We start from the raw sequence: 25,692 nt of genomic DNA, 5'->3' as shown, positions 1-25,692 counted from the left end.
TTGACCACGGCAAGACGTCGCTGACGGCGGCGATCACGAAGGTTCTGGCGGAAACGGGCGGTGCGACGTTCACGGCCTATGACCAGATCGACAAGGCGCCGGAAGAGCGTGCGCGCGGCATCACGATCTCGACGGCTCACGTTGAGTACGAGACGAAGAACCGCCACTACGCCCATGTCGATTGCCCGGGCCACGCTGACTACGTGAAGAACATGATCACGGGTGCGGCGCAGATGGACGGCGCCATCCTGGTGGTGTCGGCGGCCGACGGCCCGATGCCGCAGACCCGCGAGCACATCCTTCTGGCGCGCCAGGTCGGCGTGCCGGCGCTGGTGGTGTTCATGAACAAGTGCGACATGGTGGACGACGCCGAACTCTTGGACCTCGTCGAGCTGGAAGTGCGCGAGCTGCTCTCGAAGTACGAATTTCCGGGCGACACCATTCCGATCATCCGCGGCTCGGCGCTCTGCGCGCTGGAGAACAAGCAGCCGGAACTGGGCCATGACGCGATCCTGAAGCTGATGGAAGCGGTGGATGCCAGCATCCCGCAGCCGGAGCGTCCGAAGGACCGTCCGTTCCTGATGCCGATCGAAGACGTGTTCTCGATCTCGGGCCGCGGCACGGTTGTGACCGGCCGTGTCGAGCGCGGCATCGTGAAGGTGGGCGAGGAAGTCGAGATCGTCGGCCTGAAGCCGACGGTGAAGACGACCGTGACCGGTGTGGAAATGTTCCGCAAGCTGCTCGATAGCGGCGAGGCGGGCGACAATATCGGTGCGCTGCTGCGCGGCACCAAGCGCGAGGAAGTCGAGCGCGGCCAGGTTCTGGCCAAGCCCGGCTCGATCACGCCGCATACCAAGTTCAAGGCGGAAGCCTACATTCTGACGAAGGAAGAGGGTGGCCGTCACACGCCGTTCTTCTCCAACTACCGGCCGCAGTTCTACTTCCGCACCACGGATGTGACCGGGACGGTGGAACTGCCGGAAGGCACCGAGATGGTGATGCCGGGCGACAACATCGCCATGGTCGTCAACCTGATCGCGCCGATCGCCATGGATGAAGGCCTGCGCTTCGCCATCCGCGAAGGTGGCCGTACCGTCGGCGCCGGCGTCGTCGCCAAGATCGTCGAGTAACGGCTGCAAGGCCAGAGGATCCAGAAGATGGAAAGTCAAAATATCCGCATCCGCCTGAAGGCGTTCGATCATCGTGTGCTCGATCAGTCGACCAACGAGATCGTCTCCACGGCGAAGCGTACTGGCGCTCAGGTTCGCGGCCCGATTCCGCTGCCGACCCGCATCGAGCGCTTCACCGTCAACCGTTCGCCGCACGTCGACAAGAAGAGCCGCGAACAGTTCGAGATCCGCACCCACAAGCGGCTCCTCGATATCGTCGATCCGACCCCGCAGACGGTGGACGCGCTGATGAAGCTCGACCTCGCCGCCGGCGTGGATGTCGAGATCAAGTTGAAGAACTAGGAGGAGGGGCACCTATGCGAACCGGCCTCATCGCCCAGAAGCTGGGCATGACCCGTGTCTTCGCCGAAGATGGCGCGCACGTGCCCGTGACCTTGTTGAAGGTCGCTGGTTGTCAAGTCATCGCGGTTCGGACCGAAGAGCAGAACGGCTACAACGCCGTGCAGCTCGGTCTTGATAAAGCGAAAGTGAAGAACGTCTCGAAGGCCCAGCGCGGCCACTTTGCCAAGGCGAAGGTCGAGCCGAAGAAGAAGATCGCGGAATTCCGCGTGACCAAGGATGCGCTCCTGGAAGTGGGTGCCGAGCTGTCGGCCGAGCACTTCATCGCCGGGCAGTTCGTCGACGTCACCGGCACCACGATCGGCAAGGGCTTCGCGGGTTCCATGAAGCGTTGGAACTTCGGTGGTCTTCGTGCCAGCCACGGTGTGTCGGTTTCGCACCGTTCGCATGGTTCGACCGGTAACCGTCAGGATCCGGGCCGTACCTTCCCGGGCAAGAAGATGGCCGGCCATCTCGGCGACGAGCGGGTCACCACCCAGAACCTGAAAGTCGTCGGCACCGATCCGGCGCTCGGCATCGTCATGGTGAAGGGTGCGGTTCCGGGCCACGAGGGCTCTTACGTCCTCATCAAGGACGCCGTGAAGCGGCCGTTGCCGAAAGAGGCGCCGTTCCCGGCCGCCTTGAAGGCCAAAGCCGAAGCGGCTGAGTGAGCGAGGAAACAGCGATCATGAAGCTCAAGGTCATCGACATCAACAACAAGCCGCAAGGCGAGATCGAGTTGGACGAAGCCACGTTCAACGACATCTTCGCCCGCCCGGTCCGCAAGGACATCCTGGCGCGCGTGGTGAACTGGCAGTTGGCCAAGCGCCGCTCCGGCAACCACAAGACCAAGGAAATCGGCGACGTTTCCGGCACCACCAAGAAGCCCTACGCCCAGAAGGGCACGGGCCGCGCCCGTCAGGGTTCGCTGCGCTCGCCGCAGTTCCGGGGTGGCGCCACCATTTTCGGCCCGGTCGTGCGCAGCCATGCTCACGATCTGCCGAAGAAGGTCCGCGCCCTCGGCCTGAAGACCGCTCTCTCGGCCAAGGTCAAGGAAGGCAAGCTGATCGTCCTCAACGAGGTCGGCAGCGACAGCAAGACGAAGGATCTGGCGAAGAAGTTCGAAGCGCTCGGCTGGAAGTCGGTTCTCCTCATCGAGGGTCCGGCGGTCACCGAGGGTTTTGCCCGCGCCGCGCGCAACATTCCCCAGGTGGATGTGCTGCCGCAGCAGGGCGCCAACGTCTATGACATCCTGCGCCGCGATACCCTGGTTCTGACCAAGGACGCCGTGCAGCATTTGGTGGAGCGCCTGAAATGAGCCGCGCACGCAAGATGGAAAAGCCGGTGGTGAAGCTCTCCGACGCAGCGATGCTGGAGATGATCCGCCGCCCCCATGTGACCGAAAAGGCCACCATGGGGTCAGAGCACAATCAGGTCACCTTCCGTGTCCCGCTCGAAGCCAGCAAGCCGGAGATCAAGGCTGCGGTCGAAGGCGTGTTCAAGGTGAAGGTGACTGCCGTCAACACATTGCGTGTCGAAGGCAAGAGCAAGCTCTGGCGCGGCCGTGCCGGCAAGCGTCCGGACTTCAAGAAAGCGATCGTGACCCTCGCCGAGGGTTCCAAGATCGATGTGACGACGGGGATCTAAGCCATGGCCTTGAAGACATTCAAGCCGACCTCCGCGGGTCGCCGCCAGCTGGTGCTGGTGGACCGCTCGGAACTTCACAAGGGCGATCCGGTCAAGGCGTTGACCGAGGGCCTGAAGAAGTCCGGTGGTCGCAATAATTACGGTCGCATCACGGCCTTCCGCACCGGTGGTGGTCACAAGCGCCGCTACCGCGTGATCGATTTCGTGCGCCGCAAGTTCGACATGCCAGCGACGGTCGAGCGTTTGGAATACGATCCCAACCGCACCGCGTTCATTGCGCTCATCAAGTACCAGGACGGCGAACTCGCCTACATCCTGGCGCCGCAGCGCTTGAAGGCCGGCGATCAGGTGATCTCGGGCGAACGCGCCGACGTGAAGCCGGGCAATGCCATGCCGCTCCGCTCCATCCCGGTCGGCACCATCGTCCACAATGTCGAGCTGAAGCCCGGCAAGGGTGGCCAGATGGCGCGTTCCGCCGGCACGTTCCTGCAGCTGGTCGGCCGTGACCAGGGCAACGCGCTCCTGCGCATGCCCTCGGGCGAAGTTCGCATGGTCAAGGCCGAGTGCATGGCGACCATCGGCGCCGTCTCGAACCCGGACCAGCAGAATACCTCGATCGGCAAGGCCGGCCGCGCCCGTCATTTGGGCTACCGTCCGACCACCCGCGGTATCTCGATGAACCCGGTCGACCATCCGCACGGCGGTCGTACCAATGGTGGCCGCGCCTGGGTGACCCCCTGGGGCAAGCCGACCAAGGGTAAGAAGACGCGTCATAACAAGAAGACGGATGGCCTGATCGTGCGCCGCCGTCATGCAGCGAAGAAATAAGGAGGGCGACAGATAATGGCTCGCTCCGTTTGGAAAGGTCCGTTCGTCGACGGTTATCTGCTGAAGAAGGCGGAAACCAGCCGTGCGTCCGGCCGCAACGAGGTGATCAAGACCTGGTCACGTCGTTCGACCATCCTGCCGCAATTCGTCGGCCTCACCTTTGGCGTCTATAACGGCCAGAAGTTCCTGCCGGTCCTCGTCACCGAGAACATGATCGGCCACAAGTTCGGCGAGTTCTCGCCGAGCCGGACCTTCCACGGCCATGCCGCCGACAAGAAGGCGAAGAGGGCTTAAAGATGAGCAAGCAGAAGAAAGCCCGGGCGCTGTCCGATAACGAGGCAAAGGCCATGCAGTCGGTGGTGCAGACCACCCCGCGCAAGCTGAACCTCGTGGCGCAGATGATCCGTGGTCTGGATGCCCAGCCGGCGCTCGCGGCCCTCACCTTCTCGAAGAAGCGTGCGGCCCAGGACGTCAAGAAGGTGCTGCAGGCCGCGATCGCCAATGCCGAGAACAATCACTCGCTCGACGTCGACCGGTTGTTCGTGGCCGAGGCTTATGTCGGTAACAGCTTCCGCCTGAAGCGTTTCCATGCCCGCGCCCGCGGCCGTGGCGTGAAGGTGGTGAAGCTCTGGAGCAACCTGACCGTGATCGTGCGTGAGCGCGCCGAAGCAGCCGAGGAGGCAAAGTAATGGGTCAGAAAGTCAATCCGATCGGGCTGCGCGTCGGTATCAACCGCACCTGGGATTCGCGCTGGTTTGCTGATCGGGACTACGCCCAGCTCCTCCATGAGGATCTCCGGCTGAAGAAGTTCCTGATCGAGCGCCTCAACCAGGCGGGCGTTGCCCGCGTGGTGATTGAGCGTCCGGCCAAGAAGGCCCGCGTCACCATCCACACGGCCCGTCCGGGTGTGGTGATCGGCAAGAAGGGCGCAGACATCGAAAAGCTGCGCGGCGAACTTTCGAAGATGACCGGCTCGGAAGTGAGCCTCAACATCGTCGAAATCCGCAAGCCCGAGATCGATGCCAAGCTGATCGCCGACAACATCGCGCAGCAGCTTGAGCGCCGCGTCGCCTTCCGCCGCGCCATGAAGCGCGCGGTCCAGTCGGCGATGCGCCTGGGCGCCCTCGGCATTCGTATCAACTGCTCGGGCCGTCTGGGCGGCGCCGAAATCGCGCGCATGGAATGGTACCGCGAAGGTCGCGTGCCGCTGCATACGCTGCGCGCCGAGATCGATTTCGGCGAGGGCACCGCGAAGACCACCTACGGCACCTGCGGTGTCAAGGTGTGGGTGTTCAAGGGCGAGATCATGGGCCACGACCCGATGGCGATGGACAAGCGGTCCATGGAAAATCAGGGCCAGGGTTCGGGTCACCAGGGTTCTGGCGCCGAGCGTCGGTCCTGATTGAGCGATAGGGAATAGTAAGATGCTTTCTCCGAAGCGGACAAAATTCAGGAAGGCCCATAAGGGCCGGATCAAGGGTGTCGCGAAGGGCGGTTTCTCGCTCGATTTCGGCGCCTTCGGCATGAAGGCGATGGAACCCGGCCGCATCACGGCCCGGCAGATCGAAGCGGCCCGCCGCGCCATCACGCGCCACATGAAGCGTGTCGGCAAGGTCTGGATCCGCGTCTTCCCGGACGTGCCGGTCAGCAAAAAGCCGGCCGAAGTGCGCATGGGTTCCGGCAAGGGCACGCCGGAATTCTGGATGTGCCGTGTGAAGCCCGGCCGCATCATGTTTGAAATCGACGGCGTGCAGAAGCCGCTGGCCGAAGAGGCGTTCCGCCTGGCCGCTGCCAAACTGCCGATCAAGACGCGCCTCGTGTCGCGTCTTGGCGACGAATAAGAAACGAGGACCCAAGATCATGAAGGCGAAGGATATCAGCCTGAAGACCGAGGATCAGCTTAAGGCGGACCTCGTTAACTTGAAGAAAGAGGCCTTCAACCTGCGCTTCCAGCGCGCGTCGGGCCAGCTTGAGAACACCGCGCGCGTGCGCGTGGTTCGGCGTGACATCGCCCGCATTGAGACTTCGCTGCGCCAGAAGGCGACGGCGAAGGTTTCGGCGTAGCGCGGGAAGAGGAGAGAGAGAATGCCCAGGCGCGTTCTGCAAGGCACCGTGGTCAGCGACAAGACCGACAAGACCATCACCGTTCTGGTGGAGCGTCGCGTCATGCATCCCACGTACAAGAAGATCATCCGTCGTTCGAAGCGTTATGCTGCGCACGATGCCGACAACAAGCACAAGGTCGGTGACGTCGTGTTCATTCGTGAATGCGCGCCGATCTCGAAAACCAAACGCTGGGAAGTGGTCGACGCTGCCACTGCCCAGGCCTAACGCATATCAATCAGCGATTTGTAACGAGAAGGATCTCGAACCATGATCCAGATGCAGACGAACCTGGATGTCGCCGATAATTCCGGCGCGCGCAGGGTGCAGTGCATCAAGGTGCTGGGCGGCTCGAAGCGCCGCACAGCCGAAGTGGGCGACGTCATCGTCGTGTCCATCAAGGAAGCCATTCCGCGCGGCAAGGTGAAGAAGGGCGATGTCCATCGCGCCGTCATCGTGCGCACCGCCAAGGAAATTCGCCGCGGCGACGGCTCCGCGATCCGCTTTGACCGCAACGCAGCGGTCCTGATCAACAAGCAGGGTGAGCCCATCGGCACCCGCATCTTCGGCCCGGTGACTCGCGAGCTCCGCGGCAAGAAGTTCATGAAGATCATCTCGCTCGCTCCCGAAGTGTTGTGAGCGCGAGAGGCAAGGTGCTGAAAATGGCAACGAAGCTGAAAGTAAAGAAGGGCGACAAGGTGGTTGTGATCACCGGTCGCGACAAGGGCAAGACCGGCGAGATCATCGAGGTCCAGCCTGCGGAAAACCGCGTCAAGGTGCGTGGGATCAACATGGTCAAGCGGCATCAGAAGCAGTCCATGCAGACCCAGGGCGGGATCATCGAGAAGGAGGCCGCGATTCACGTCTCCAACATCGCCCATATCGACCCCAAGACGCAGAAGCCGACCCGTATCGGCTACCGGATGGAAGGCGAAAACAAGGTTCGTTTCGCCCGCTCCTCCGGCGAAAAGATTGATTGAGGGAGCGCAGGATAATGGCACGCACCCGTTTGCAAGATCATTACGACACGGTCGTCCGGCCGGCACTGATGCAGGAGTTCTCCTACAAGAACGCCATGGAAGTGCCGAAGATCGAGAAGATCGTCATCAACATGGGCGTTGGCGAGGCGACCGCCGACAGCAAGAAGATCAACATTGCTGTCGAGGAACTCACCGCCATCTCCGGCCAGAAGCCGGTGGTGACCAAGGCCCGCAAGTCGATCGCGACCTTCAAATTGCGCGAAGGCATGTCGATCGGCACCAAGGTGACGCTCCGCCGTGATCGCATGTTCGAATTCTTGGACCGCTTGATCACCATCGCCCTGCCGCGCGTCCGCGATTTCCGCGGCGTCTCCGGCAAGAGCTTCGACGGCCGCGGCAATTACTGCCTGGGTCTGAAGGAGCAGTTGGTGTTCCCCGAGATCGATTACGACAAGGTCGACAAAGTCCGCGGCATGGACATCGTCATCGTGACCACCGCCAAGACCGACGCTGAGGCCAAGGCGTTGCTGAAGGGCTTTCAAATGCCCTTCTTCAATTAAGCCGGCCGGAGGAAAGAGACATGGCTAAGACAAGCTCCGTCGAGAAGAACAAGAAGCGCGAGAAGATGGCGAAGCAGTACGCTGCCCGCCGCGCCCGCCTGAAGGCCGTTGCCGATAACGAGGCACTGCCGATGGAAGAGCGTTTCGCCGCGCGCCTGAAGCTCGCCGAACTGCCGCGCAACTCGTCGAAGGTGCGCATCCGCAACCGTTGCGAACTCACCGGCCGCCCGCGGGCGACCTACCGCAAATTCAAGCTGTCGCGCATTGCGTTGCGCGAGCTCGCTTCGACCGGCCAGATTCCTGGCATGGTCAAGTCGAGCTGGTAAGGAGCAAGAGATCATGGCAATGAACGATCCCTTGGGAGATCTCCTGACGCGCATCCGGAACGGCCAGAAGGCCCGGATGAGCGCCGTCACCAGCCCGGCTTCGCGTCTTCGCGCCAACGTGCTCGAAGTGCTGAAGCGTGAAGGCTATATCCGTTCCTTCTCGGTCGACGGCACCAAGCCGGGCGGCGAGATCACCGTCGAGCTCAAGTATCACGAGGGTCAACCCGTGATTCAGGAGATCGCCCGTGTCTCCACGCCGGGCCGCCGGGTCTATTCGAAGATTTCCGATCTGCCGCGTTACTATAACGGCCTCGGTATCTCCATCTTGTCGACGCCCCGTGGCGTCCTCTCGGACAGCGAAGCGCGTACCCAGAACGTGGGTGGCGAAGTGCTGTGCCGGGTATTCTAAGCGAGGAGGACCGAAGTCATGTCTCGCGTTGGTAAGAACCCCGTCGCCCTGCCGCAAGGTGTCAGCGTTGATCTCGCTGGCGGTCTCGCGACGGTCAAAGGAAAACTCGGCGCCCTGAAGCTGCCGATCTCGAAAGAGGTCGAAGTGAAGGTCGACGGCGACAAGGTGTGGGTGAAGCCCGTCACCGAATCGAAACAGGCCCGTATGAGCTGGGGCGCCACGCGCGCCAACCTCCGCAACATGGTGGAGGGTGTCTCGAAGGGTTTCACGAAGGTGCTCGAGATCAACGGCACGGGTTACCGCGCCGCGGTGCAGGGCAAGAACCTGCAGCTCAATCTCGGCTACAGCCATGATGTCAGCTATCCGATTCCGGAAGGCATCACGGTGAAGTGTGACAAGCCGACCTCGATTTCGATCACGGGCTTCGACAAGCAAGTCGTTGGCCAGGTCGCAGCCGAGATTCGTGGTTTCCGCAAGCCGGAGCCCTACAAGGGCAAGGGCATCAAGTACTCGACGGAGACCATCCTGCGTAAGGAAGGCAAGAAGAAGTAAGGGCCGGACATGTCGAAAGCGAAAGAACTTTTCGAGCGCCGCAAGGCGCGGGTCCGGACCTCGCTCCGGACCAAGGCCACGGGACGCCCGCGTTTGTCGGTGTTCCGCTCGGGCCTCCATATCTATGCGCAGATCATCGATGACGTGAACGGCACGACGATCGTCGCTGCCTCCACGGTCGACAAGGACTTGAAGGGCAAGCTGAAGACCGGCGCCAATGTCGATGCCGCCAAGGCAGTCGGCAAGCTCCTCGCCGAGCGCGCCGTCTCCAAGGGCGTCAAGGAAGTCGTGTTCGATCGCGGCGGTTACATTTATCACGGTCGGGTCAAGGCCCTGGCCGACGCGGCCCGCGAAAGCGGACTGTCGTTCTAAGGAAGGGACCGGAAATCATGGCTAAACCAGCGAAGAGCGAGCGCCGTGACCGCGAGCGCCGCGAGCGTGATGCGGAGCCCGAGCTGATTGAAAAGCTCGTCGGCATCAACCGCGTCGCCAAGGTGGTGAAGGGCGGCAAGCGCTTCGGCTTTGCGGCGATCGTCGTCGTCGGCGACGGCAAGGGTCGCGTCGGCCACGGCGCCGGCAAGGCACGCGAAGTGCCCGAGGCGATCCGCAAGGCGACCGAGCATGCCAAGCGCGGCATGATCCGCGTGCCGCTGCGCGAAGGCCGCACGCTCCATCATGACGTTACCGGCCATTTCGGCGCCGGCCGCGTTGTGCTGCGCGCTGCCGATCCCGGTACCGGGATCATCGCCGGCGGTCCGGTCCGTGCGATCTTCGAAGCGCTCGGCGTCAACGACGTCGTCGCCAAGTCGGTCGGCACCTCCAATCCGCATAACATGATCCGCGCCGCGTTCGACGCGCTCAATCATTGCTCCTCGCCCCGTTCCGTGGCCTCGCGCCGCGGCAAGAAGGTGAGCGACGTGATTGGCCGCAAGGACGCCGCCGCCGAAGCCCGCGAATAACGGGCCTTAGGCAGAGGGAGTTAAGAACATGGCTGGCAAAGTCAAAATCACTCAGACCGCCTCGCCGATCGGCCGTCCGTCGACCCAGCGTGACACGCTGAAGGCCCTGGGCCTCGACAAGATGAACCGCTCGAATGTGGTGGAAGACACGCCGTCGATCCGTGGCATGCTGCGCAAGGTGCAGCATCTCATCGTCGTCGAACCGGCGAAGTAAGGATAAGAACCATGAAGCTGCATCAGCTTTCTGACAATCCGGGCGCGCGCAAGAAGCGCATTCGCGTGGGTCGCGGTATCGGTTCGACCAAGGGCAAGACCGCCGGCGTCGGCGGCAAGGGCCAGCATGGTCGTTCGGGCGTGGCCATCAACGGCTTCGAAGGCGGCCAGATGCCGCTCTATCGTCGCCTGCCGAAGCGCGGCTTCAACAACATCTTCCGTCTCGATTTCTCGGAAGTGAATCTGGGCGCGCTCCAGGATGCGATCGAAGCCAAGCGCCTCGATGCCACCAAGCCGATCAACGGCAAGGCCCTGAAGGCCGCCGGCCTCATCGGCCGGGTCCGTGATGGCGTGCGTCTCCTGGGCAAGGGCGAACTCAAGACCAAGATCAACATCACGGTCGTGGGCGCCACCAAATCCGCCATCGCCGCGGTCGAAAAGGCCGGCGGGTCGGTGACGGTGAAGGCCCCCAAGAAGCCCAAGGTCGAGGCAGCCGCCGAGGCCTAAGGCTTTTTCAAGATTTTTCAGGCCCCAACCCGGTTGGGGCCTGAATTCTTGAAAGACAGTAACCATATTACCGATCATCGCACTTGTGAGCCGAAGGGTACCTAATGGCTTCCGCTGCTGAGCAACTCGCCGCCAATATCAATTTCGGGGCCTTTGCCAAGGCCGAAGAACTCAAGGCGCGCATCTGGTTCACGCTCGGCGCCCTGATCGTCGCCCGCATCGGCACCTATATCCCGCTTCCCGGCATCGATTCCGCGGTCTTCGCCCAGATCTTCCAGCAGCATTCGGGCGGCGTCCTCGGCATGGTCGACATGTTCAATGGCGGCGCCATCAGCCGCATGACCGTGTTTGCGCTGGGCATCATGCCCTACATCTCCGCCTCCATCATCATGCAGTTGCTGACCTCGGTGTCGCCGCAGTTGGAGGCGTTGAAGAAGGAAGGCGATGCGGGCCGCAAGAAGATCAACCAATACACCCGCTACGGCGCCGTGGTGCTGGCAGCCATCCAGGCCTTCGGCATGGCCAACGGTCTCCAGAACATGAGCGGACCCGGCGGCGGCGCCGTCATCGAACCGGGTCCCGGCTTTGTCGGCCTTACGGTGGTGACGCTGACCGGCGGCACCATGTTCATGATGTGGCTGGGTGAACAGATCACGGCGCGCGGCATCGGCAACGGCATCTCGCTTATCATCTTCGCCGGCATCGTCGCGTTGCTGCCCTCGGCTGCCGGCCAGATGCTGGAACAGCTCTGGGCGGGATCCATCTCCGGCTTCAAGGTGGCCTTCATTGCGGTTCTGGCCGTGGTCGTCATCACCGGCATCGTCTTCTTCGAGCGCGCCCAGCGGCGCCTCATCGTGCAATACCCCAAGCGCCAGGTCGGCAACCGCATGTTCGGCGGCGAGAGCTCGCATCTGCCGCTGAAACTCAATGCCTCCGGCGTCATTCCGCCGATCTTCGCCTCCTCGCTCCTGCTGCTGCCGCTCACGGTGGCCGGTTTTTATGGCGGCAATGCCGATACGCCGGGCTGGCTGCAGACTGCGATGGCCTATTTCGGCCACGGCCAGCCGATCTATATCGCCGCCTATATCGGCCTCATCGTGTTCTTCTCGTTCTTCTACACCGCGATCGTCTTCAACCCGGACGAGACCGCCGAGAACCTGAAGAAGCATGGCGGCTTCCTGCCCGGCATCCGTCCCGGCAAGAACACCGCGGAATACCTGGATTACGTGCTGACGCGCCTCACCGTGATCGGTGCCGCCTATCTCTCGGTGGTCTGCGCGATGCCCGAGATCCTGATCGCCAATTACGCTTTGCCGTTCTATTTCGGCGGCACCAGCCTGCTGATCGTGGTCTCCGTCACCATGGACACGGTCGCCCAGATCCATTCGCATCTGCTGGCCCATCAATATGAAGGCCTGCTGAAGAAATCGAAGCTGAAGGGGCGGCGCTGATGAAGCTTATTCTTCTGGGGCCGCCGGGGGCGGGTAAGGGGACTCAGGCCAAGCGCCTCACCGACAATCACCATCTGGTCCAGCTTTCGACCGGCGACATGCTGCGCGCCGAAGTGGCGTCTGGTTCCGCTTTGGGTGCCCAGGCGAAGAAGGTGATGGAAGCCGGCCAGTTGATGCCCGACGATATCATCGTCGGCATGATCGAAAGCCGGATGGCCCAGCCCGATTGCAAGGACGGTTTCGTCCTCGACGGCTTTCCCCGCACCGAGGGCCAGGCCAATGCCCTGGATGCCATGCTGCGCCGCCACGACGCGCAGATCGATGCGGTGATCGAATTGGCGGTCGACGAGGCGGCGCTGGTCGAGCGCATCTCCGGCCGCTATGCCTGTGCCAAATGCGGCGCCGGCTATCACGACAAGTTTCAAAAGCCGAAGGTTCCGGGCGTTTGCGATTCCTGCGGGGGGACCGACTTCACCCGCCGCAAGGATGACAATGCCGAAACGGTCAAGGCCCGGCTGGTCTCGTACCGCGAGCAGACCGCCCCGATTCTCCCCTTCTATCGGGGCAAGGGGCTGCTGCATCAGGTCGACGGCATGGCCGATCTGGATGAAGTCACCACCGCGATCGAGCAGGTCCTACAGAAGGTCAAGTCTAAAGCATTGACCTGAAACGAAAAACTGAATCGCCGGCAGGGCGGTACAGAGGTTGACGGGAAGGCGATTCGCCATATAATGCGCGCCTTCTCGGACCCTTACGGGTTTCGGGCGTTTTGACTTGGGCTGATCGCAGGATCGGCGCTGATCGCAAGATTTAAGGAGAGCCACTGTGGCGCGTATTGCTGGCGTGAACATTCCGACGCAAAAGCGGGTGATCATCGCATTGACCTACATCACCGGCATCGGTCCCAAGAAGGCCTCGGAGATCTGCGAGAAGGTCGGTATTCCGGCCGAACGCCGCGTGCATCAGTTGACCGACGCCGAAGTCGGTAAGATCCGCGAAACGATCGACCAGGGTTACACGGTCGAAGGCGATCTTCGCCGTCAGACCGCCATCAACATCAAGCGCTTGATGGATCTGGGCTGCTACAAGGGCCTGCGCCATCGCAAGGGCCTGCCGGTCCATGGTCAGCGCACCCATACCAACGCCCGCACCCGCAAGGGCAAGGCGGTCGCGATCGCCGGCAAGAAGCAGGCGACGCGTTAAACTGGATTTGGCGGCGGTGTTTGACCGCCGCCGCATGTTAAGGAACGGACGAAAATGGCGAAAGCTGCAGCCGCTGGCCAACGTGTGCGCAAGCGCGAGCGTAAGAACATCACGTCGGGCATCGCCCATGTGAACGCAAGCTTCAACAACACCATGATCACCATCACGGATGATCAGGGCAACACCGTCGCCTGGGCTTCGTCCGGCGCGCAGGGCTTCAAGGGCTCGCGCAAATCGACCCCGTACGCGGCCCAGGTCGCCGCCGACATGGCCGCCAAGAAGGCCATGGAACATGGCGTCAAGACCCTCGAAGTGGAAGTGAAGGGTCCGGGTTCGGGCCGCGAGAGCGCGCTCCGCGCCTTGCAAGCCGCCGGCTTCACCATCACCTCGATCCGCGACGTGACGCCGATCCCGCATAACGGCTGCCGCCCGCCCAAGCGCCGCCGCGTCTGAGATCAGAATTCCCGGCCGGCGGGTATCCTCGCCGGCTGTATGGACGACGCGCGCGGGAAGCTGGCCTTCCCGCCGCACTCGTTTCTGGACCAAGCTTTAAGTCGGATCACCGGACCACAACGACAGAATGGTTGTCGGCCGGTTTTGAGAAAGGAAGATCCCCGTGATTCAGAAGAACTGGACCGAGCTGATTAAGCCGAACAAGAAGTTCGACGCCGCTGGCGACGCCAAGCGTGGCGGTACGCTGGTGATGGAACCCTTGGAGCGCGGCTTTGGCCTCACCCTCGGCAACGCGCTGCGGCGCGTGCTGCTCTCTTCGCTGCAGGGTGCCGCCGTCACCGCCATCCATATCGATGGCGTGCTGCACGAGTTCTCCTCGATCCCGGGTGTCCGCGAAGACGTGACCGACATCGTCCTCAACGTGAAGCAGATCGCTTTGCGCATGGGCGGCGACGGTCCGAAGCGCATGCGCCTGAAGGCCCAGGGCCCGGGCGAAGTGAAGGCCGGCCAGATCGAATCCGGTCATGACATCGAGATCCTAAACCCCGATCTGGTGCTCTGCACCCTCGATCAGGGCGCCAATCTCTCGATGGAATTCACGGTCGAATCCGGCAAGGGCTATGTCCCGGCCTCCAACAACCGTCCCGAAGACGCGCCGATCGGTCTCATCCCGGTCGATGCCATCTTCTCGCCGGTGAAGAAGGTCGCCTACAAGATCGACAACAGCCGCGTGGGCCAGGTCACCGATTACGACAAGCTCTCGCTCACCATCGAGACCAACGGCGCTGTCACCCCGGAAGATTCGCTGGCGATCGCCGCCCGCATTCTCCAGGACCAGCTGCAGCTCTTCATCAATTTCGAAGAGCCGACCCAGGCCGTGACCGAAGTGGCGACTTCCGAGCCGCCCTTCAACCGCAACCTGCTTAGGAAGGTCGACGAGCTCGAGCTGTCGGTGCGTTCCGCGAACTGCCTCAAGAACGACAACATCGTCTATATCGGCGATCTCGTTCAGAAGACCGAGGCCGAAATGCTGCGCACGCCGAATTTCGGCCGCAAGTCATTGAATGAGATCAAGGAAGTCCTCGCCCAGATGGGTCTCCATCTCGGCATGGAAATCCCGAACTGGCCGCCGGAGAACATCGAAGACCTGGCGCGCCGTCTCGACGAACCGTATTGAGGCTGGGCCGTATTGAGATTTGAGTTTGGGCCGGCCCCATTAGGGCCGGTCCTGTTTGGGTCATGGTGACCCGTCCCGATCGTGCCTGAAGATCATTCTTCGCGCCGGTCCGGGGGTGCAATCGGATCTGCCATCGCCGCCGATTTTGATCGCCGGCACGAGATGGCAGGCCAGAAGTGAAGGAGCCAGGATATGCGTCACGGTATGAACGGCCGTAAGCTCAACCGCACCAGCAGCCATCGCAAGGCGATGTTCAAGAACCTCGCCCAGGCTTTGGTGAAGCACGAGCAGATCACGACCACCCTGCCCAAGGCGAAGGACCTCCGTCCGATCGTCGAGCGCATGGTGACCACCGGCAAGAAGGGTGGCCTCGCCAATCGCCGTCTCCTCATCGCCCAATTGGGTGACGAGAAGCTGGTCGAAAAGCTCCTCTCGGTTCTGGCCGATCGTTACAAGAACCGCGCTGGTGGCTATACCCGCGTGCTGAAAGCCGGCTTCCGCCATGGCGACATGGCGCCGATGGCCGTGATCGAGTTCGTTGATCGCGACGTCAATGCCAAGGGCCAGGATTCAGGCCCGAAGCAGAACGAAGCCGCCGAGGAAGCCGCCGCCTGATCGGGCCGCGCGGCCGGTTAAAATCGCAGGAAGGGCGGCCTTGTCGGCCGCCCTTTTTGCTATCATGTCCTATAGACTGTGACATCAGCCGCAACGGGATTCCCGACCGCCCATGACGCACCGTATCGCCGCTTTCCTTGCCAGCCTGCTGCTGGTCGCCACCCTGCAGCTTCCCGCTTTCGCCCAGGAAGCGGTGCCCGCGACGCAGGACGAGATCAAGCTGACCTTCGCACCGCTGGTGAAGGCCGCCGCTCCCGCCGTGGTCAATATCTACACCAAGACCAAGGTGAAGGAGCGCCGCGTCTCGCCCTTCTTCGACGATCCCTTCTTCCAGCAATTCTTCGGCGACCAGTTCAAATCGCAGCAGCCCAAGGAACGGGTGCAAAGCTCGCTGGGTTCCGGCGTCGTCGTTCGTGCTGACGGCCTCATCGTCACCAACAACCATGTGATCGAGGGCGCCGACCAGATCCGCGTCGTGCTTTCCGACAAGCGCGAATTCGAAGCGACCATCCTCGCGGCGGAGGAACGGCTGGATCTCGCCCTCCTCAAGATCGATACCGGCGGCGAGAAACTGCCCATCCTCCCTTTGCGCGATTCCGACGATCTCGAAGTGGGCGATCTGGTGCTGGCCATCGGCAATCCCTTCGGCGTCGGCCAGACGGTGACCTCGGGCATCGTTTCGGGTGTTGCCCGTACCAATACCGGCATCGGCGATTTCGGCTATTTCATCCAGACCGATGCGGCCATCAATCCCGGGAATTCCGGCGGCGCCCTCATCGGCACCGATGGCCGCCTCATCGGCATCCCGACCGCGATCTTCTCCAAGAATGGCGGCTCGGTTGGCATCGGCTTCGCGATCCCCAGCAACATGGTGGCGGCCGTCATCAAGGCGGAAGGGACCGGCGGCAGGCTGGTGCGGCCCTGGGTGGGTGCTGCGGGCGAGGCCGTAACGGCGGACATCGCGAAAAGCCTCGGTCTGCCGCGCCCCGGCGGCGTCGTGGTGCAGCAGCTCTTCCCCGACGGCCCGGCCGAACGCGCCGGAGTCCAGCCGGGCGACATCATTCTCGGCGTCAATAACCGCGTGGTCGAAGATCCGGAAGGATTGCGCTTCCGTCTGGCCACTTTGCCGGTGGGCGAGAAGGCGACACTCAACGTGCTGCACAAGGGCGAGAAGCGCGACCTCGTTGTCGATCTCATCGCCGCCCCCGATCAGCCGCCGCCCAATGAAACCGTGCTCGATGGCCGCCAGCCGCTCTCCGGCTCCCTCGTCATCGATCTCTCGCCGGCTTCCGCCGAGGAACTCAATATCGGCGCCTGGTCGGGCGTGGCCATTGCCAAGATTCGCCGCAACAGCATCGCCGACCGCGTCGGCTTCGAACCCGGCGATGTCATCGTCAAATTGAACGACCAGCCGGTCAAATCGGCCGATGATCTGGTGGCGCTTCTGGGTCGTGCCGCCGGACCCTGGGCCATTACCATCGACCGGGGCGGCATCGTCCGCACCTTCAACCTCGATTGAGGCAGGACATATGAGCGGTCTCTTCGAAGCCCAGGCACCGCGACCCCTCGCGGACCGCCTGCGCCCGCAGAAGATCGCCGAGATCGTCGGCCAGGACCATCTGATCGGTGCCAACGGCCCGATCGCCCGCATGCTGGCGGCGGGCCAGGTTTCCTCGATGATCCTCTGGGGGCCGCCCGGCTGCGGCAAGACCACCCTCGCCAAATTGCTGGCCGACGGCGTCGATCTCCATTTCGAATTGCTCTCGGCCGTCTTCTCCGGTGTCGCCGATCTCAGGAAGGTATTCGAGGCGGCGCGCGAGCGTCGGCGGATGGGGCAGGGGACCCTGCTCTTCATCGACGAGATCCACCGTTTCAACCGCGCCCAGCAGGACGGCTTCCTCCCTTATGTCGAGGACGGCACCATCATCCTGGTGGGGGCCACCACCGAGAACCCTTCTTTCGAACTCAACGGCGCGCTGCTGTCCCGGGCGCAGGTCTTCGTCCTCAACCGCCTCGACGTGGCGGCGATGGAATTGCTGCTCGCCCGCGCCGAAGAACTGATGGGCTATCGCCTGCCTCTGGATGACACGGCCCGCCACGCCCTCCTCGACATGGCCGATGGCGATGGCCGCTATCTCCTTAATCTGGCCGAGGAGCTTTTCCGCCTGCCCCCCGATGTGATGCTGGATTCCGCCGGCCTCTCGAAGGCGGTGCAGCGCCGCGCCCCTCTTTACGACAAGGCGCAGGAAGGCCATTACAATCTCATCTCCGCGCTGCACAAATCCCTGCGCGGGTCGGATACCGACGCTGCCCTCTATTGGTTTGCGCGCATGCTGGATGGCGGCGAGGACCCCCTCTATATCGCCCGCCGCCTGGTGCGCTTCGCCGCCGAGGATGTGGGGCTTGCGGACCCCCAGGCCCTCACGCAGGCCCTGGCGGCCTGGGATACCTATAAGCGACTGGGCTCGCCCGAGGGCGAATTGGCGATTGCGCAATGCGTCATCTATCTGGGGACGGCTCCCAAATCGAACGCGGCCTACAAGGCCTATAATGCAGTGCGCAAGGCGGCCAAGACCTATGGCTCGCTCATGCCGCCCAAGCACATCCTTAACGCGCCCACCAAATTGATGAGCCAACTTGGTTACTCGGCCGGCTATGAATACGACCACGATGCCGAAGACGGCTTTTCAGGTCAGAACTATTTCCCCGATGGCATGCGCCGCCAACGTTTCTATCAGCCGGTCGAACGTGGCTTTGAACGCGAATTGGTGAAGCGTCAGGATTACTGGGAGAAGCTGCGCGCCAAACGTCACCAAACCAAGCCTAAGTCGGGCGGTGATGACGAGGATCAAGGCAGCGACACCTGAACCGCCACGCAAATGTATCGCGCGCGAGTCAAGAGCATGCGGCCATTAACCCTCTGCAGGTCAATGCCGGGTGGTGGAAAACCCGGGCCGCTTTTCCATAAAAATGCAAGTGCCTAGGTTTGCATGGAAGGCGGCGTCGCCATGCAAGATGATGGGCTTGTCCCCTATTCATGGCTTGTTTACCGTCCGACGCATCAAAGCTAGGGGATGGGCCCATCGGACATATGGGGGCGGCATCCTTCGGATGCTGCGGGCAAAAGATACCAGGGGTGGGCGGCGGCCAATCCGCCGGGAAGAAGGCGAGCTTTCAGAATGCAGGATTATCTATCGCCGGAACGCGATCGTTTAGCCCTTATCACCATCGATGCGCAGCGCGACTTCGTCTTGCCGAACAGCCCCGTCGCTGTGGGCGGCGCGCCTGCGACCGTGCCCTACATGCAGCGCCTGACCGAGGCGTTTCGTCTGGCCCAGGCGCCGATCGTGCATATGGTGCGGCTCTATCGCTGCAACGGCTCCAATGTCGATCTCTGCCACCGCGCGCAGATTGAATCCGGCCAGCGCATCGTCATGCCGGGCACCATGGGTTGCGAGATCATCGACGAATTGAAGCCGGATCCGGCGCAGCGCATCGAGCCGGAATTGCTGCTCGACGGCAAACTGCAGGAAGTAGGCCCCAAGGAATGGATCTGCTATAAGCCGCGTCTCTCGGCCTTCTTCCAGACACCGGTCGAGGAACACCTGAAATCTCTCGGCGTCTCCACCATCGTCATCTGCGGCACCGATTTTTCCACCTCGCCGCGCTCTTCCGTCTACGCTGCCGCCAACCGCGATTTCCGCATGGTCCTGGCGACTGATGCCATCTCGGGCGCCACCGATGCCGGCCTCAACGAATTGGCGCAGATCGGGGTATATCTCATGGCGACCGACAAACTACTCGATTGGCTTTCGCGCAGCCGGCAAGCCGCGTGATGACCGCCCCCAAAGAAACCAGCGTCAAACCAGCCGCCCCCAAATCAACGGGCGTCCAGCAAGTCACCATCACCCAGGCCGATAGCGACCAGCGCCTCGATCGCTGGTTCAAGAAGCATTACCCGCATCTCACCCATGGCCGCCTGGAAAAGCTCCTGCGCACCGGCCAGATCCGCATCGACGGCAAGCGCGCCAAGGCGGCCGATCGTCTGGAGTCCGGCCAGATCGTGCGCGTGCCGCCTTTGGGCGAGGCCAACACGCCGCGCCCGGATGATTTTGCCTACGAACCCAAGCCGGTCAGTGCCCGCGATGCCGAGGCCTTGCGCAAGACGGTTCTCTTCAAGGATGACGACGTCATCGTCATCAACAAGCCGGCGGGCCTCGCGGTCCAGGGCGGCACCGGCCTCGACACCAATGTCGATGCCATGCTGGAAGCCCTGCAATTTGATGCGCCCGAGCGGCCGCGTCTGGTGCACCGCCTCGACCGCGATACCTCGGGTTGCCTCGTGCTGGCGCGCAATCAGGCGGCGGCGCGTAAACTGACCGAGGCCTTCCGCGACAAGACCACGCGCAAGGTCTATTGGGCGGTCACCGTCGGCGCCCCGAAAATGAACGAGGGCAAGATCGATGCGCCCCTGGCCAAGCAGAGTGTCGCCGCCGTCGGCCGCCGCGCCGCCGAGCGCGTGCAGATCGACGAAGAGGACGGCAAGAATGCCGTCACCTATTACGCGGTGATCGAACGCGCCCATGACAAGGCCGCCTGGATCGCCCTGATGCCGCTGACCGGCCGCACGCACCAATTGCGCGCGCATTGCGTGGCTCTGGGCACGCCGATCCTGGGCGATGGCAAATACGCCGGCGCCAAGGCCTATTTCGCGCGCGAGGCCCTGTCGAACCAGCTCCATCTCCATGCCCGCTCGATCAAGATTCCGCATCCCACCAAGCGCGGCTTCGTCGACGTGACGGCGCCCTTGCCGGCGCATATGCAAAAGACCTGGGACTTCTTCGAATTCGCCGCCAAGCCCGATGGCGATCCCTTCGCCGGATTGCAGCTCTAACTGGCTGCATGACTGCGCATGATCGATTTCCATTATTATTGTTGTCATGGTCCGCGAAGGCGGACCATCCACGAGTTTGTCTGCACCTGATGAAAGAAACTCGTGGATCCTCCGCCTTCGCGGAGGATGACAAGCCGGATATATTTTAGAAAATGCATGCGATTGCCCCCTACCGCCTCGTGATCTTCGATTGCGACGGCACGCTGGTCGACAGCCAGCACAATATCGTCACCGCCATGCGCGAGGCCTTTCTTGCTTTCGGCCGCACCCAGCCGGAGCCCGAGGATATCCGCCGCCAGGTAGGCCTGACGCTCGAGATCGCGATCGAGCGCCTGGCGCCCGGCATCGGCCCGGCAACCGCCCATGAGATCGCCGAGATCTATCGCGGCATCGTGCGTGCGTTGCGCAGCGATGGCGGCATTTCGGAACCGCTCTATGACGGCATCCGCGATTTGATCGAGAGCCTCGCGCATCCGGAGCTGTTCCTGGGTGTCGCCACGGGGAAGAACCTGGTGGGTCTCGAACACACCTTGCTCAATCATGGCCTGCGCCAGCGTTTCCATACCCTCCAGACCGCCGACCGGGCGATCAGCAAGCCGCATCCCGACATGGTCCTCAAAGCCATGGCGGAATGCGCCTGCGGCCCGCAGGAAACGGTGGTGATCGGCGATACCAGCTTCGACATGGAAATGGCCCGCGCCGCCGGGGCGACCGCCATCGGCGTCGCCTGGGGCTACCACCCCCCGGCCGAACTCGCCGCCTCCGGTGCCCGGGAAGTGATCCGCCACCCGGCCGAGCTCATCCCCTGTTTGCAAAGCCTTTCGGTGAGTCGCTAAAATCCCTCCCGGAAACGGGAGGAATCGGCATATGCGCCTGAAGACCATTCTGGCTGGCCTGGTGATGCTGCTGGTGGCGCTCGGCGCCACGGTGGTCGCCATCGTCAAATCGACCGATTTCAACGCCTACAAGGATTGGGTGGCTGGGCAGGTGAAGGCTGCCACCGGGCGCGATCTGGTCCTTGCCGGCAATGTCGATGTGGGCCTCTCGCTCTCGCCCACCGTGACGGTCGAGCAGGTCACCTTCCGCAATGCCGAATGGGGCACCGAGCCCGCCATGCTGCGCTTCGGCAAATTGACCGCCGAGATCGAGCTGCTGCCGCTCCTTTCCGACAAGATCGTCATCAAGCGCCTCATTCTCAGCGATGCCGATATTCTGCTGGAAACCAATCCCGAAGATGTCGGCAATTGGGTCATGGGCAGTCCGGGCGGCGGCTCCACGGCGCCCTTGCCGCATATCGGCGAAATCACCATCGAGAAACTCTCGCTGCGTTATCGCAACGGCGTCACGGGTGCGGCACAGCGTCTCGACATCGATCAACTGGCGGCGCAATCCGATGCGGGCGGCGCCATCACCTTCGCCTTGAAGGCCACCGGCGACAACCAGCCGATCCAGATCGACGGCGTGCTGGGTGCCTTGAGCCGTTTTGCCAGCGGCCCGCTGCCGCTCGACCTCAAGGGCAATCTTGGTGACCTCACTTTCGCCGTGAAGGGAGAGATCCGGGAACCCGCCGCTCTCGACGGCATTGCGCTTGATCTCTCCCTGGCAGCACCCAAACCCGTCACCATCGCCGGAATCACCTTGCCCGGCGCCGGCCCCTACCGCCTTGCCGGCAATCTCACCGGCGAGGATGGCGCCTTCCAATTGCGTGGTGCCAGCGGTGTCGTGGGCGAAAGCGATTTTACCGGCGATCTTGCCTTCCGCCCCGGCGAGCAGCGGCCCTATCTCGGCCTCCGCCTCGCCTCGACCAAGCTCAACAGCAAGGATTTCGGCCTGGAACCCGTGCTTTCCGGTCCCGATGAAGGGCCTGCGGACGGGCGTGCTTTCTCGGCCGAGCCCTGGGTGATCCCGCCACTCGATTTCCTCGATGCCGATGTCGCCTGGACCGCGCAGGAATTCAACCACGGCCCCTATCCCCTCAAGAATGCCAGCATCGAAATGACGCTGGCCAATGGCAAGCTGACGCTCACCTCGGTCACCGGCAATCTGGTGGATGGCCGCTTCGCCGCTGCCGGGTCGCTCGATTCCATGCAATCGCCGCCGCCTTTGCTGGCCAGGCTCCGCGCCGACGAGGTGGCGGCGGGACCGCTCCTCGAGACCATGGGCCTTGCCTCGGTGCTGACCAGCAAGAACGCCAATCTCGAAGTGGAACTCGCCGGCCCGGCACAATCTTTGCGCTCGCTGATGGCCGGCGCCAACGGTCATGTCACCTTCGAGGCCGGTCGTGGGCAATTGCAAAATGACTTTGTGCGGCTTCTCTTCGCCGATCTCTTCAGCCTCATCTCCTTCGGCGGCAGCAACGATGCCTCGCAGGTGAATTGCCTGGCGGCGCGCTTCGTGGTCGAGAACGGTATCGCCGTCTCTCGCGGCATCGTTCTGGATACGCCCGGTGCCACCGTGCTGGGCTCGGGGCAAATTGATCTTCGTCAAGAACGCTTGGCGCTCCATCTCGATACGCAATCGAAGCAGATCAATCTTGCCAATCTCGCCGTGCCGATGAATGTCGGTGGCACCTTTGCCAATCCCAGTGTCACGCCCGATGCCTTGGGTGCGGTCGGCAATACGGCGGACTTCGCCACCCGCGCTGCCGATATCGCGACGCTCGGCGTCCTCTCCTCGGTAACCGGGCTTGGTGAATCCAAGGATCTCGGTCCCGATCCTTGCAACGCAGCACTCGATCAAGGCGCCAAGGTCAAAGAGACCAGCCCCGGCCAGAAGATCCAGGACGGCGCTGGCCAGGTCATCGAAGGCATCGGCGAAGGTGCCAAATCGATCGGCGAAGGCACCGGCGAGACGCTGGAATCGATCGGCAAGGGCATCGGCGACGGCCTCAACGATCTCTTCGGGAATTGATCCAGATGTCGCAACCGGCTTTGCGCCGCTTCTATCGCCAGGTGACCGTCGCGGAACTGCCGGACGGATTTGCCATCGAACTCGACGGCAAGGTCCTGCGCTCGCCGGCCAAGAATGACTTGCATTTGCCCAGCCGCGCTTTGGCCGAGGCGATCGCCGCGGAATGGGCCGCCCAGGGCGAAAAAATACAACCCAGCACCATGCCGCTGATGCAATTGGCGGCGACCGCCATCGACCGCGTGGCACCGGACCGGGCGCGCATCGTGGCCGAAATCGCGGGTTATGCCGGGACCGATCTCGTCTGCTATCGCGCGGCAGAGCCGCCGGCCTTGGCCGCGCGCCAGATTCAGCTCTGGGACCCGCTCATCGATTGGCTGCGCCGCCGCTACGATGTGTCGCTGGCGGTCACCAGCGGCATCGTCGCCATCCCGCAGCCGTCTGCCACCCTGCAGACGCTCACCCGTGTGGTCGAGGGCTATGACGATTTCGCCCTGGCGGCGCTCGCCAATCTGGTCTCGGTCAGCGGTTCGCTCGTGATAGCGCTTGCATTGGCCGATGGCGAGATCGTGCCCGAAGAGGCGGCTCATGCCGCCCAAATCGACGAACTCTTCCAGGCCGAACGCTGGGGCGAGGATGCCGAGGCGGTCGAGCGCCGCGTGGCGCAGATCGGCGATCTGGTCGCTGCCAAGCGTTTTCTGGACCTGTTGCGGCTGGGATAGGGCACACGGCTTGAGGCGGCGCCACCCTTGAGGTGGAATCTGGTGCATGCTATCCAGGAACGCCTTCGCACTTGCGAAAAAACGCAAGGCGGAAACCGGTCAACGATACCGGCCATTCGAGGGAAGGTGGGGAACGCGCCAGATGCAGGAAATCCTGAAACAGCTTGAAGAGAAGCGCGCCGCGGCGCGGGCCGGCGGGGGCCGGAAGCGCGTCGAGGCGCAGCATGCCAAGGGCCGCCTCACGGCCCGCGAGCGCATCGAATTGCTGCTCGATCCCGGTTCCTTCGAGGAATGGGACATGTTCGTCGAACATCGCTGCCACGATTTCGGGATGGGCGCCCAACGTGTGCCCGGCGATGGTGTCGTCACCGGCTATGGCACCGTGAATGGCCGCCTGGTCTTCGTCTTCAGCCAGGATTTCACCGTCTTCGGCGGCTCGCTTTCGGAAGCCCATGCCGAGAAGATCTGCAAGGTGATGGACCAGGCGATCCGCGTCGGCGCGCCGGTCATCGGCATCAACGATTCCGGCGGCGCCCGCATCCAGGAAGGCGTCGCCTCATTGGCCGGCTATGCCGAGGTGTTCCAGCGCAACATCATGGCTTCGGGCGTCGTGCCGCAGATCAGCGTCATCATGGGGCCTTGCGCGGGCGGTGCCGTCTATTCCCCCGCCATGACCGATTTCATCTTCATGGTGAAGGACAGCTCCTACATGTTCGTCACCGGTCCCGACGTGGTGAAGACCGTGACGCATGAGACGGTCACCTTCGAGCAATTGGGCGGTGCCGTCACCCATAGCCAGAAATCCGGTGTCGCCGATCTCGCTTTCGAGAACGATGTCGAGGCACTCCTCGAAGTCAGGCGCTTCGTCGACATGCTGCCGGCCTCCAACCGCGAAAAGGCACCGGCGCGCCCCTCGCCCGACCCCATCGACCGCGAGGAAATGTCGCTGGATACGCTCATCCCGACCAATCCCAACAAGCCCTACGACATGAAGGAGCTGATCCAGAAGGTCGTCGATGAGGGCGATTTCTTCGAGCTGCAGCCCAATTATGCCGGCAATATCCTGACCGGTTTCGCGCGGCTGGGCGGCGAGACCGTGGGCATTGTCGCCAACCAGCCGATGGTGCTGGCCGGCTGCCTCGACATCGATTCCAGCCGCAAGGCCGCGCGCTTCGTGCGCTTCTGCGATTGCTTCGAAATCCCGATCGTCACCTTCGTGGATGTTCCGGGTTTCCTGCCCGGCACCTCCCAAGAACACGGCGCCATCATCAAGCACGGCGCCAAGCTGCTCTTCGCCTATGGCGAAGCGACCGTGCCCAAGGTCACGGTGATCACGCGCAAAGCCTATGGCGGCGCCTATGACGTCATGAGCTCGAAGCATCTCCGCGGCGACGTCAATTTCGCCTGGCCCACAGCCGAGATCGCGGTGATGGGCCCCAAGGGCGCCGTCGAGATTATCTTCCGTGCCGATGCGGGCGATGCTGCCAAGATCGCCGAGAAGACCGAGGAATACCGCCAGAAATTCGCAACACCCTTCGTCGCCGGCGCGCGCGGCTTCATCGACGACGTGATCATGCCGCACGCCACGAGAAAGCGCATCTGCCGCTCGCTCGCCATGCTCAGGGACAAGAAGATCGAGAATCCCTGGAAGAAGCACGACAACATCCCGCTTTGAAAA

36 protein-coding genes are annotated in these 25,692 nt (G+C 62.8%); all 36 read left to right on the top strand.

The genetic code is table 11. From position 1 onward, the window contains the following. Positions 1–1,130 (top strand): elongation factor Tu (gene tuf / locus ACE3PR_RS21750; RefSeq protein WP_374376523.1); only part of this gene is annotated, 1,130 nt, incomplete at its 5' end. Between the two features lie 27 nt (positions 1,131–1,157). Then, entirely contained in the window at positions 1,158–1,472 is a 315-nt protein-coding gene (rpsJ, locus tag ACE3PR_RS21745; protein WP_298681953.1) for a 30S ribosomal protein S10, read from the top strand. 14 nt (positions 1,473–1,486) lie between these two features. Next, the gene (gene rplC, locus ACE3PR_RS21740) at positions 1,487–2,179 is read left to right on the top strand and encodes a 50S ribosomal protein L3 (RefSeq protein WP_374376521.1); all 693 of its coding nucleotides are present in this window, start codon (positions 1,487–1,489) and stop codon (positions 2,177–2,179) included. Between the two features lie 17 nt (positions 2,180–2,196). Beyond that, positions 2,197–2,826 carry a 50S ribosomal protein L4 gene (gene rplD / locus ACE3PR_RS21735; protein WP_374376519.1) on the top strand — a complete coding sequence of 210 codons (630 nt, stop codon included), beginning with the start codon at positions 2,197–2,199 and terminating at the stop codon, positions 2,824–2,826. Positions 2,827–2,840: 14 nt separating this feature from the next. Next, positions 2,841–3,155: a 50S ribosomal protein L23 gene (locus ACE3PR_RS21730; protein ID WP_374376527.1), complete on the top strand. Its 315-nt coding sequence runs from the start codon at positions 2,841–2,843 to the stop codon at positions 3,153–3,155. 3 nt (positions 3,156–3,158) lie between these two features. Beyond that, a complete protein-coding gene (gene rplB / locus ACE3PR_RS21725; protein ID WP_374376516.1) occupies positions 3,159–3,983 on the top strand; it encodes a 50S ribosomal protein L2 in 825 nt (274 codons plus the stop codon). Positions 3,984–3,998: 15 nt separating this feature from the next. Continuing rightward, positions 3,999–4,277 carry a 30S ribosomal protein S19 gene (gene rpsS / locus ACE3PR_RS21720; RefSeq protein WP_374376514.1) on the top strand — a complete coding sequence of 93 codons (279 nt, stop codon included), beginning with the start codon at positions 3,999–4,001 and terminating at the stop codon, positions 4,275–4,277. A gap of 2 nt (positions 4,278–4,279) precedes the next feature. Next, complete coding sequence (rplV, locus tag ACE3PR_RS21715; RefSeq protein WP_374376512.1) at positions 4,280–4,672, top strand: 50S ribosomal protein L22; 393 nt, start codon at positions 4,280–4,282, stop codon at positions 4,670–4,672. Beyond that, positions 4,672–5,385, top strand: a complete 714-nt coding sequence (gene rpsC, locus ACE3PR_RS21710; RefSeq protein ID WP_374376509.1) for a 30S ribosomal protein S3 — start codon at positions 4,672–4,674, stop codon at positions 5,383–5,385. The genes rplV and rpsC overlap by 1 nt, the downstream gene beginning before the upstream one ends. Before the next feature lie 22 nt (positions 5,386–5,407). Further along, complete coding sequence (gene rplP, locus ACE3PR_RS21705) at positions 5,408–5,824, top strand: 50S ribosomal protein L16 (RefSeq protein WP_374376507.1); 417 nt, start codon at positions 5,408–5,410, stop codon at positions 5,822–5,824. Positions 5,825–5,843: 19 nt separating this feature from the next. Next, positions 5,844–6,047 carry a 50S ribosomal protein L29 gene (gene rpmC / locus ACE3PR_RS21700; protein ID WP_374376505.1) on the top strand — a complete coding sequence of 68 codons (204 nt, stop codon included), beginning with the start codon at positions 5,844–5,846 and terminating at the stop codon, positions 6,045–6,047. 21 nt (positions 6,048–6,068) lie between these two features. Further along, positions 6,069–6,314 carry a 30S ribosomal protein S17 gene (rpsQ, locus tag ACE3PR_RS21695; protein WP_374376503.1) on the top strand — a complete coding sequence of 82 codons (246 nt, stop codon included), beginning with the start codon at positions 6,069–6,071 and terminating at the stop codon, positions 6,312–6,314. Positions 6,315–6,356: 42 nt separating this feature from the next. Beyond that, complete coding sequence (rplN, locus tag ACE3PR_RS21690) at positions 6,357–6,725, top strand: 50S ribosomal protein L14 (RefSeq protein WP_133611790.1); 369 nt, start codon at positions 6,357–6,359, stop codon at positions 6,723–6,725. A 23-nt stretch (positions 6,726–6,748) separates the two neighbouring features. Beyond that, the gene (gene rplX, locus ACE3PR_RS21685; protein ID WP_374376500.1) at positions 6,749–7,066 is read left to right on the top strand and encodes a 50S ribosomal protein L24; all 318 of its coding nucleotides are present in this window, start codon (positions 6,749–6,751) and stop codon (positions 7,064–7,066) included. A gap of 14 nt (positions 7,067–7,080) precedes the next feature. Then, positions 7,081–7,626 carry a 50S ribosomal protein L5 gene (rplE, locus tag ACE3PR_RS21680; RefSeq protein ID WP_374376498.1) on the top strand — a complete coding sequence of 182 codons (546 nt, stop codon included), beginning with the start codon at positions 7,081–7,083 and terminating at the stop codon, positions 7,624–7,626. A gap of 20 nt (positions 7,627–7,646) precedes the next feature. After that, positions 7,647–7,952 (top strand): 30S ribosomal protein S14, encoded by a 306-nt coding sequence (gene rpsN, locus ACE3PR_RS21675; RefSeq protein WP_133611794.1) that lies wholly within the window; start codon positions 7,647–7,649, stop codon positions 7,950–7,952. Positions 7,953–7,965: 13 nt separating this feature from the next. Then, on the top strand, positions 7,966–8,361 hold the full coding sequence (rpsH, locus tag ACE3PR_RS21670; protein WP_374376496.1) for a 30S ribosomal protein S8: 396 nt from the start codon (positions 7,966–7,968) through the stop codon (positions 8,359–8,361). 18 nt (positions 8,362–8,379) lie between these two features. After that, positions 8,380–8,913 (top strand): 50S ribosomal protein L6, encoded by a 534-nt coding sequence (gene rplF, locus ACE3PR_RS21665; protein ID WP_374376494.1) that lies wholly within the window; start codon positions 8,380–8,382, stop codon positions 8,911–8,913. 9 nt (positions 8,914–8,922) lie between these two features. Then, positions 8,923–9,285, top strand: a complete 363-nt coding sequence (gene rplR, locus ACE3PR_RS21660; protein WP_374376492.1) for a 50S ribosomal protein L18 — start codon at positions 8,923–8,925, stop codon at positions 9,283–9,285. 17 nt (positions 9,286–9,302) lie between these two features. Beyond that, positions 9,303–9,872 (top strand): 30S ribosomal protein S5, encoded by a 570-nt coding sequence (gene rpsE / locus ACE3PR_RS21655; RefSeq protein ID WP_374376489.1) that lies wholly within the window; start codon positions 9,303–9,305, stop codon positions 9,870–9,872. Between the two features lie 28 nt (positions 9,873–9,900). Next, a complete protein-coding gene (gene rpmD / locus ACE3PR_RS21650) occupies positions 9,901–10,086 on the top strand; it encodes a 50S ribosomal protein L30 (RefSeq protein ID WP_374376486.1) in 186 nt (61 codons plus the stop codon). An 11-nt stretch (positions 10,087–10,097) separates the two neighbouring features. Then, entirely contained in the window at positions 10,098–10,592 is a 495-nt protein-coding gene (gene rplO, locus ACE3PR_RS21645) for a 50S ribosomal protein L15 (RefSeq protein ID WP_374376483.1), read from the top strand. A gap of 104 nt (positions 10,593–10,696) precedes the next feature. Further along, positions 10,697–12,043 (top strand): preprotein translocase subunit SecY, encoded by a 1,347-nt coding sequence (gene secY / locus ACE3PR_RS21640; protein WP_374376481.1) that lies wholly within the window; start codon positions 10,697–10,699, stop codon positions 12,041–12,043. Beyond that, the gene (locus ACE3PR_RS21635) at positions 12,043–12,711 is read left to right on the top strand and encodes an adenylate kinase (RefSeq protein ID WP_374376479.1); all 669 of its coding nucleotides are present in this window, start codon (positions 12,043–12,045) and stop codon (positions 12,709–12,711) included. The genes secY and ACE3PR_RS21635 overlap by 1 nt, the downstream gene beginning before the upstream one ends. Before the next feature lie 157 nt (positions 12,712–12,868). Next, entirely contained in the window at positions 12,869–13,246 is a 378-nt protein-coding gene (gene rpsM, locus ACE3PR_RS21630; RefSeq protein WP_374376476.1) for a 30S ribosomal protein S13, read from the top strand. Positions 13,247–13,300: 54 nt separating this feature from the next. Next, positions 13,301–13,699 (top strand): 30S ribosomal protein S11, encoded by a 399-nt coding sequence (gene rpsK, locus ACE3PR_RS21625; protein ID WP_374376474.1) that lies wholly within the window; start codon positions 13,301–13,303, stop codon positions 13,697–13,699. Positions 13,700–13,862: 163 nt separating this feature from the next. Continuing rightward, positions 13,863–14,876 carry a DNA-directed RNA polymerase subunit alpha gene (locus ACE3PR_RS21620; RefSeq protein ID WP_374376471.1) on the top strand — a complete coding sequence of 338 codons (1,014 nt, stop codon included), beginning with the start codon at positions 13,863–13,865 and terminating at the stop codon, positions 14,874–14,876. 192 nt (positions 14,877–15,068) lie between these two features. Beyond that, entirely contained in the window at positions 15,069–15,491 is a 423-nt protein-coding gene (rplQ, locus tag ACE3PR_RS21615) for a 50S ribosomal protein L17 (RefSeq protein ID WP_374376469.1), read from the top strand. 112 nt (positions 15,492–15,603) lie between these two features. Beyond that, positions 15,604–17,010 (top strand): Do family serine endopeptidase, encoded by a 1,407-nt coding sequence (locus ACE3PR_RS21610; RefSeq protein WP_374376467.1) that lies wholly within the window; start codon positions 15,604–15,606, stop codon positions 17,008–17,010. A 10-nt stretch (positions 17,011–17,020) separates the two neighbouring features. Continuing rightward, complete coding sequence (locus ACE3PR_RS21605; RefSeq protein WP_374376465.1) at positions 17,021–18,358, top strand: replication-associated recombination protein A; 1,338 nt, start codon at positions 17,021–17,023, stop codon at positions 18,356–18,358. A 312-nt stretch (positions 18,359–18,670) separates the two neighbouring features. After that, a complete protein-coding gene (locus tag ACE3PR_RS21600) occupies positions 18,671–19,327 on the top strand; it encodes a cysteine hydrolase family protein (protein ID WP_374376463.1) in 657 nt (218 codons plus the stop codon). Then, complete coding sequence (locus tag ACE3PR_RS21595; protein ID WP_374376461.1) at positions 19,327–20,385, top strand: RluA family pseudouridine synthase; 1,059 nt, start codon at positions 19,327–19,329, stop codon at positions 20,383–20,385. The genes ACE3PR_RS21600 and ACE3PR_RS21595 overlap by 1 nt, the downstream gene beginning before the upstream one ends. Positions 20,386–20,537: 152 nt before the next feature. Next, positions 20,538–21,221, top strand: a complete 684-nt coding sequence (locus tag ACE3PR_RS21590; protein ID WP_374376459.1) for an HAD-IA family hydrolase — start codon at positions 20,538–20,540, stop codon at positions 21,219–21,221. 31 nt (positions 21,222–21,252) lie between these two features. Continuing rightward, positions 21,253–23,295, top strand: coding sequence for an AsmA family protein (locus ACE3PR_RS21585; RefSeq protein ID WP_374376456.1), 2,043 nt, complete (start codon positions 21,253–21,255; stop codon positions 23,293–23,295). Between the two features lie 5 nt (positions 23,296–23,300). Further along, on the top strand, positions 23,301–24,014 hold the full coding sequence (locus ACE3PR_RS21580; RefSeq protein WP_374376453.1) for an ATP12 family chaperone protein: 714 nt from the start codon (positions 23,301–23,303) through the stop codon (positions 24,012–24,014). A gap of 142 nt (positions 24,015–24,156) precedes the next feature. Next, positions 24,157–25,689 carry an acyl-CoA carboxylase subunit beta gene (locus tag ACE3PR_RS21575; protein WP_374376451.1) on the top strand — a complete coding sequence of 511 codons (1,533 nt, stop codon included), beginning with the start codon at positions 24,157–24,159 and terminating at the stop codon, positions 25,687–25,689. The last annotated feature ends 3 nt before the right edge of the window (positions 25,690–25,692 follow it).

The sequence above is a fragment of the Dongia sp. genome (assembly GCF_041909655.1).
Taxonomy (GTDB): Bacteria; Pseudomonadota; Alphaproteobacteria; order Dongiales; family Dongiaceae; genus Dongia.
This window is presented reverse-complemented; position numbering and strand designations above follow the sequence as displayed.

Bases quoted from the DNA above. Each gene is read 5' to 3' on its own strand.
- ACE3PR_RS21580 (WP_374376453.1), top strand. From the start codon at position 23,301: ATGTCGCAACCGGCTTTGCGCCGCTTCTATCGCCAGGTGACCGTCGCG.
- ACE3PR_RS21575 (WP_374376451.1), top strand. From the start codon at position 24,157: ATGCAGGAAATCCTGAAACAGCTTGAAGAGAAGCGCGCCGCGGCGCGG.
- rpsC (WP_374376509.1), top strand. From the start codon at position 4,672: ATGGGTCAGAAAGTCAATCCGATCGGGCTGCGCGTCGGTATCAACCGC.
- rpsS (WP_374376514.1), top strand. From the start codon at position 3,999: ATGGCTCGCTCCGTTTGGAAAGGTCCGTTCGTCGACGGTTATCTGCTG.
- rplQ (WP_374376469.1), top strand. From the start codon at position 15,069: ATGCGTCACGGTATGAACGGCCGTAAGCTCAACCGCACCAGCAGCCAT.
- rplE (WP_374376498.1), top strand. From the start codon at position 7,081: ATGGCACGCACCCGTTTGCAAGATCATTACGACACGGTCGTCCGGCCG.
- rplF (WP_374376494.1), top strand. From the start codon at position 8,380: ATGTCTCGCGTTGGTAAGAACCCCGTCGCCCTGCCGCAAGGTGTCAGC.
- ACE3PR_RS21600 (WP_374376463.1), top strand. From the start codon at position 18,671: ATGCAGGATTATCTATCGCCGGAACGCGATCGTTTAGCCCTTATCACC.
- rpsH (WP_374376496.1), top strand. From the start codon at position 7,966: ATGGCAATGAACGATCCCTTGGGAGATCTCCTGACGCGCATCCGGAAC.
- rpmC (WP_374376505.1), top strand. From the start codon at position 5,844: ATGAAGGCGAAGGATATCAGCCTGAAGACCGAGGATCAGCTTAAGGCG.
- ACE3PR_RS21610 (WP_374376467.1), top strand. From the start codon at position 15,604: ATGACGCACCGTATCGCCGCTTTCCTTGCCAGCCTGCTGCTGGTCGCC.
- ACE3PR_RS21595 (WP_374376461.1), top strand. From the start codon at position 19,327: ATGACCGCCCCCAAAGAAACCAGCGTCAAACCAGCCGCCCCCAAATCA.
- ACE3PR_RS21635 (WP_374376479.1), top strand. From the start codon at position 12,043: ATGAAGCTTATTCTTCTGGGGCCGCCGGGGGCGGGTAAGGGGACTCAG.
- rpsE (WP_374376489.1), top strand. From the start codon at position 9,303: ATGGCTAAACCAGCGAAGAGCGAGCGCCGTGACCGCGAGCGCCGCGAG.
- rplX (WP_374376500.1), top strand. From the start codon at position 6,749: ATGGCAACGAAGCTGAAAGTAAAGAAGGGCGACAAGGTGGTTGTGATC.
- rplO (WP_374376483.1), top strand. From the start codon at position 10,098: ATGAAGCTGCATCAGCTTTCTGACAATCCGGGCGCGCGCAAGAAGCGC.
- rpsK (WP_374376474.1), top strand. From the start codon at position 13,301: ATGGCGAAAGCTGCAGCCGCTGGCCAACGTGTGCGCAAGCGCGAGCGT.
- ACE3PR_RS21605 (WP_374376465.1), top strand. From the start codon at position 17,021: ATGAGCGGTCTCTTCGAAGCCCAGGCACCGCGACCCCTCGCGGACCGC.
- rplN (WP_133611790.1), top strand. From the start codon at position 6,357: ATGATCCAGATGCAGACGAACCTGGATGTCGCCGATAATTCCGGCGCG.
- rplP (WP_374376507.1), top strand. From the start codon at position 5,408: ATGCTTTCTCCGAAGCGGACAAAATTCAGGAAGGCCCATAAGGGCCGG.
- rplB (WP_374376516.1), top strand. From the start codon at position 3,159: ATGGCCTTGAAGACATTCAAGCCGACCTCCGCGGGTCGCCGCCAGCTG.
- rplR (WP_374376492.1), top strand. From the start codon at position 8,923: ATGTCGAAAGCGAAAGAACTTTTCGAGCGCCGCAAGGCGCGGGTCCGG.
- rpsJ (WP_298681953.1), top strand. From the start codon at position 1,158: ATGGAAAGTCAAAATATCCGCATCCGCCTGAAGGCGTTCGATCATCGT.
- rplV (WP_374376512.1), top strand. From the start codon at position 4,280: ATGAGCAAGCAGAAGAAAGCCCGGGCGCTGTCCGATAACGAGGCAAAG.
- ACE3PR_RS21585 (WP_374376456.1), top strand. From the start codon at position 21,253: ATGCGCCTGAAGACCATTCTGGCTGGCCTGGTGATGCTGCTGGTGGCG.
- rplD (WP_374376519.1), top strand. From the start codon at position 2,197: ATGAAGCTCAAGGTCATCGACATCAACAACAAGCCGCAAGGCGAGATC.
- ACE3PR_RS21730 (WP_374376527.1), top strand. From the start codon at position 2,841: ATGGAAAAGCCGGTGGTGAAGCTCTCCGACGCAGCGATGCTGGAGATG.
- rpmD (WP_374376486.1), top strand. From the start codon at position 9,901: ATGGCTGGCAAAGTCAAAATCACTCAGACCGCCTCGCCGATCGGCCGT.
- rpsN (WP_133611794.1), top strand. From the start codon at position 7,647: ATGGCTAAGACAAGCTCCGTCGAGAAGAACAAGAAGCGCGAGAAGATG.
- secY (WP_374376481.1), top strand. From the start codon at position 10,697: ATGGCTTCCGCTGCTGAGCAACTCGCCGCCAATATCAATTTCGGGGCC.
- rplC (WP_374376521.1), top strand. From the start codon at position 1,487: ATGCGAACCGGCCTCATCGCCCAGAAGCTGGGCATGACCCGTGTCTTC.
- ACE3PR_RS21590 (WP_374376459.1), top strand. From the start codon at position 20,538: ATGCATGCGATTGCCCCCTACCGCCTCGTGATCTTCGATTGCGACGGC.
- rpsQ (WP_374376503.1), top strand. From the start codon at position 6,069: ATGCCCAGGCGCGTTCTGCAAGGCACCGTGGTCAGCGACAAGACCGAC.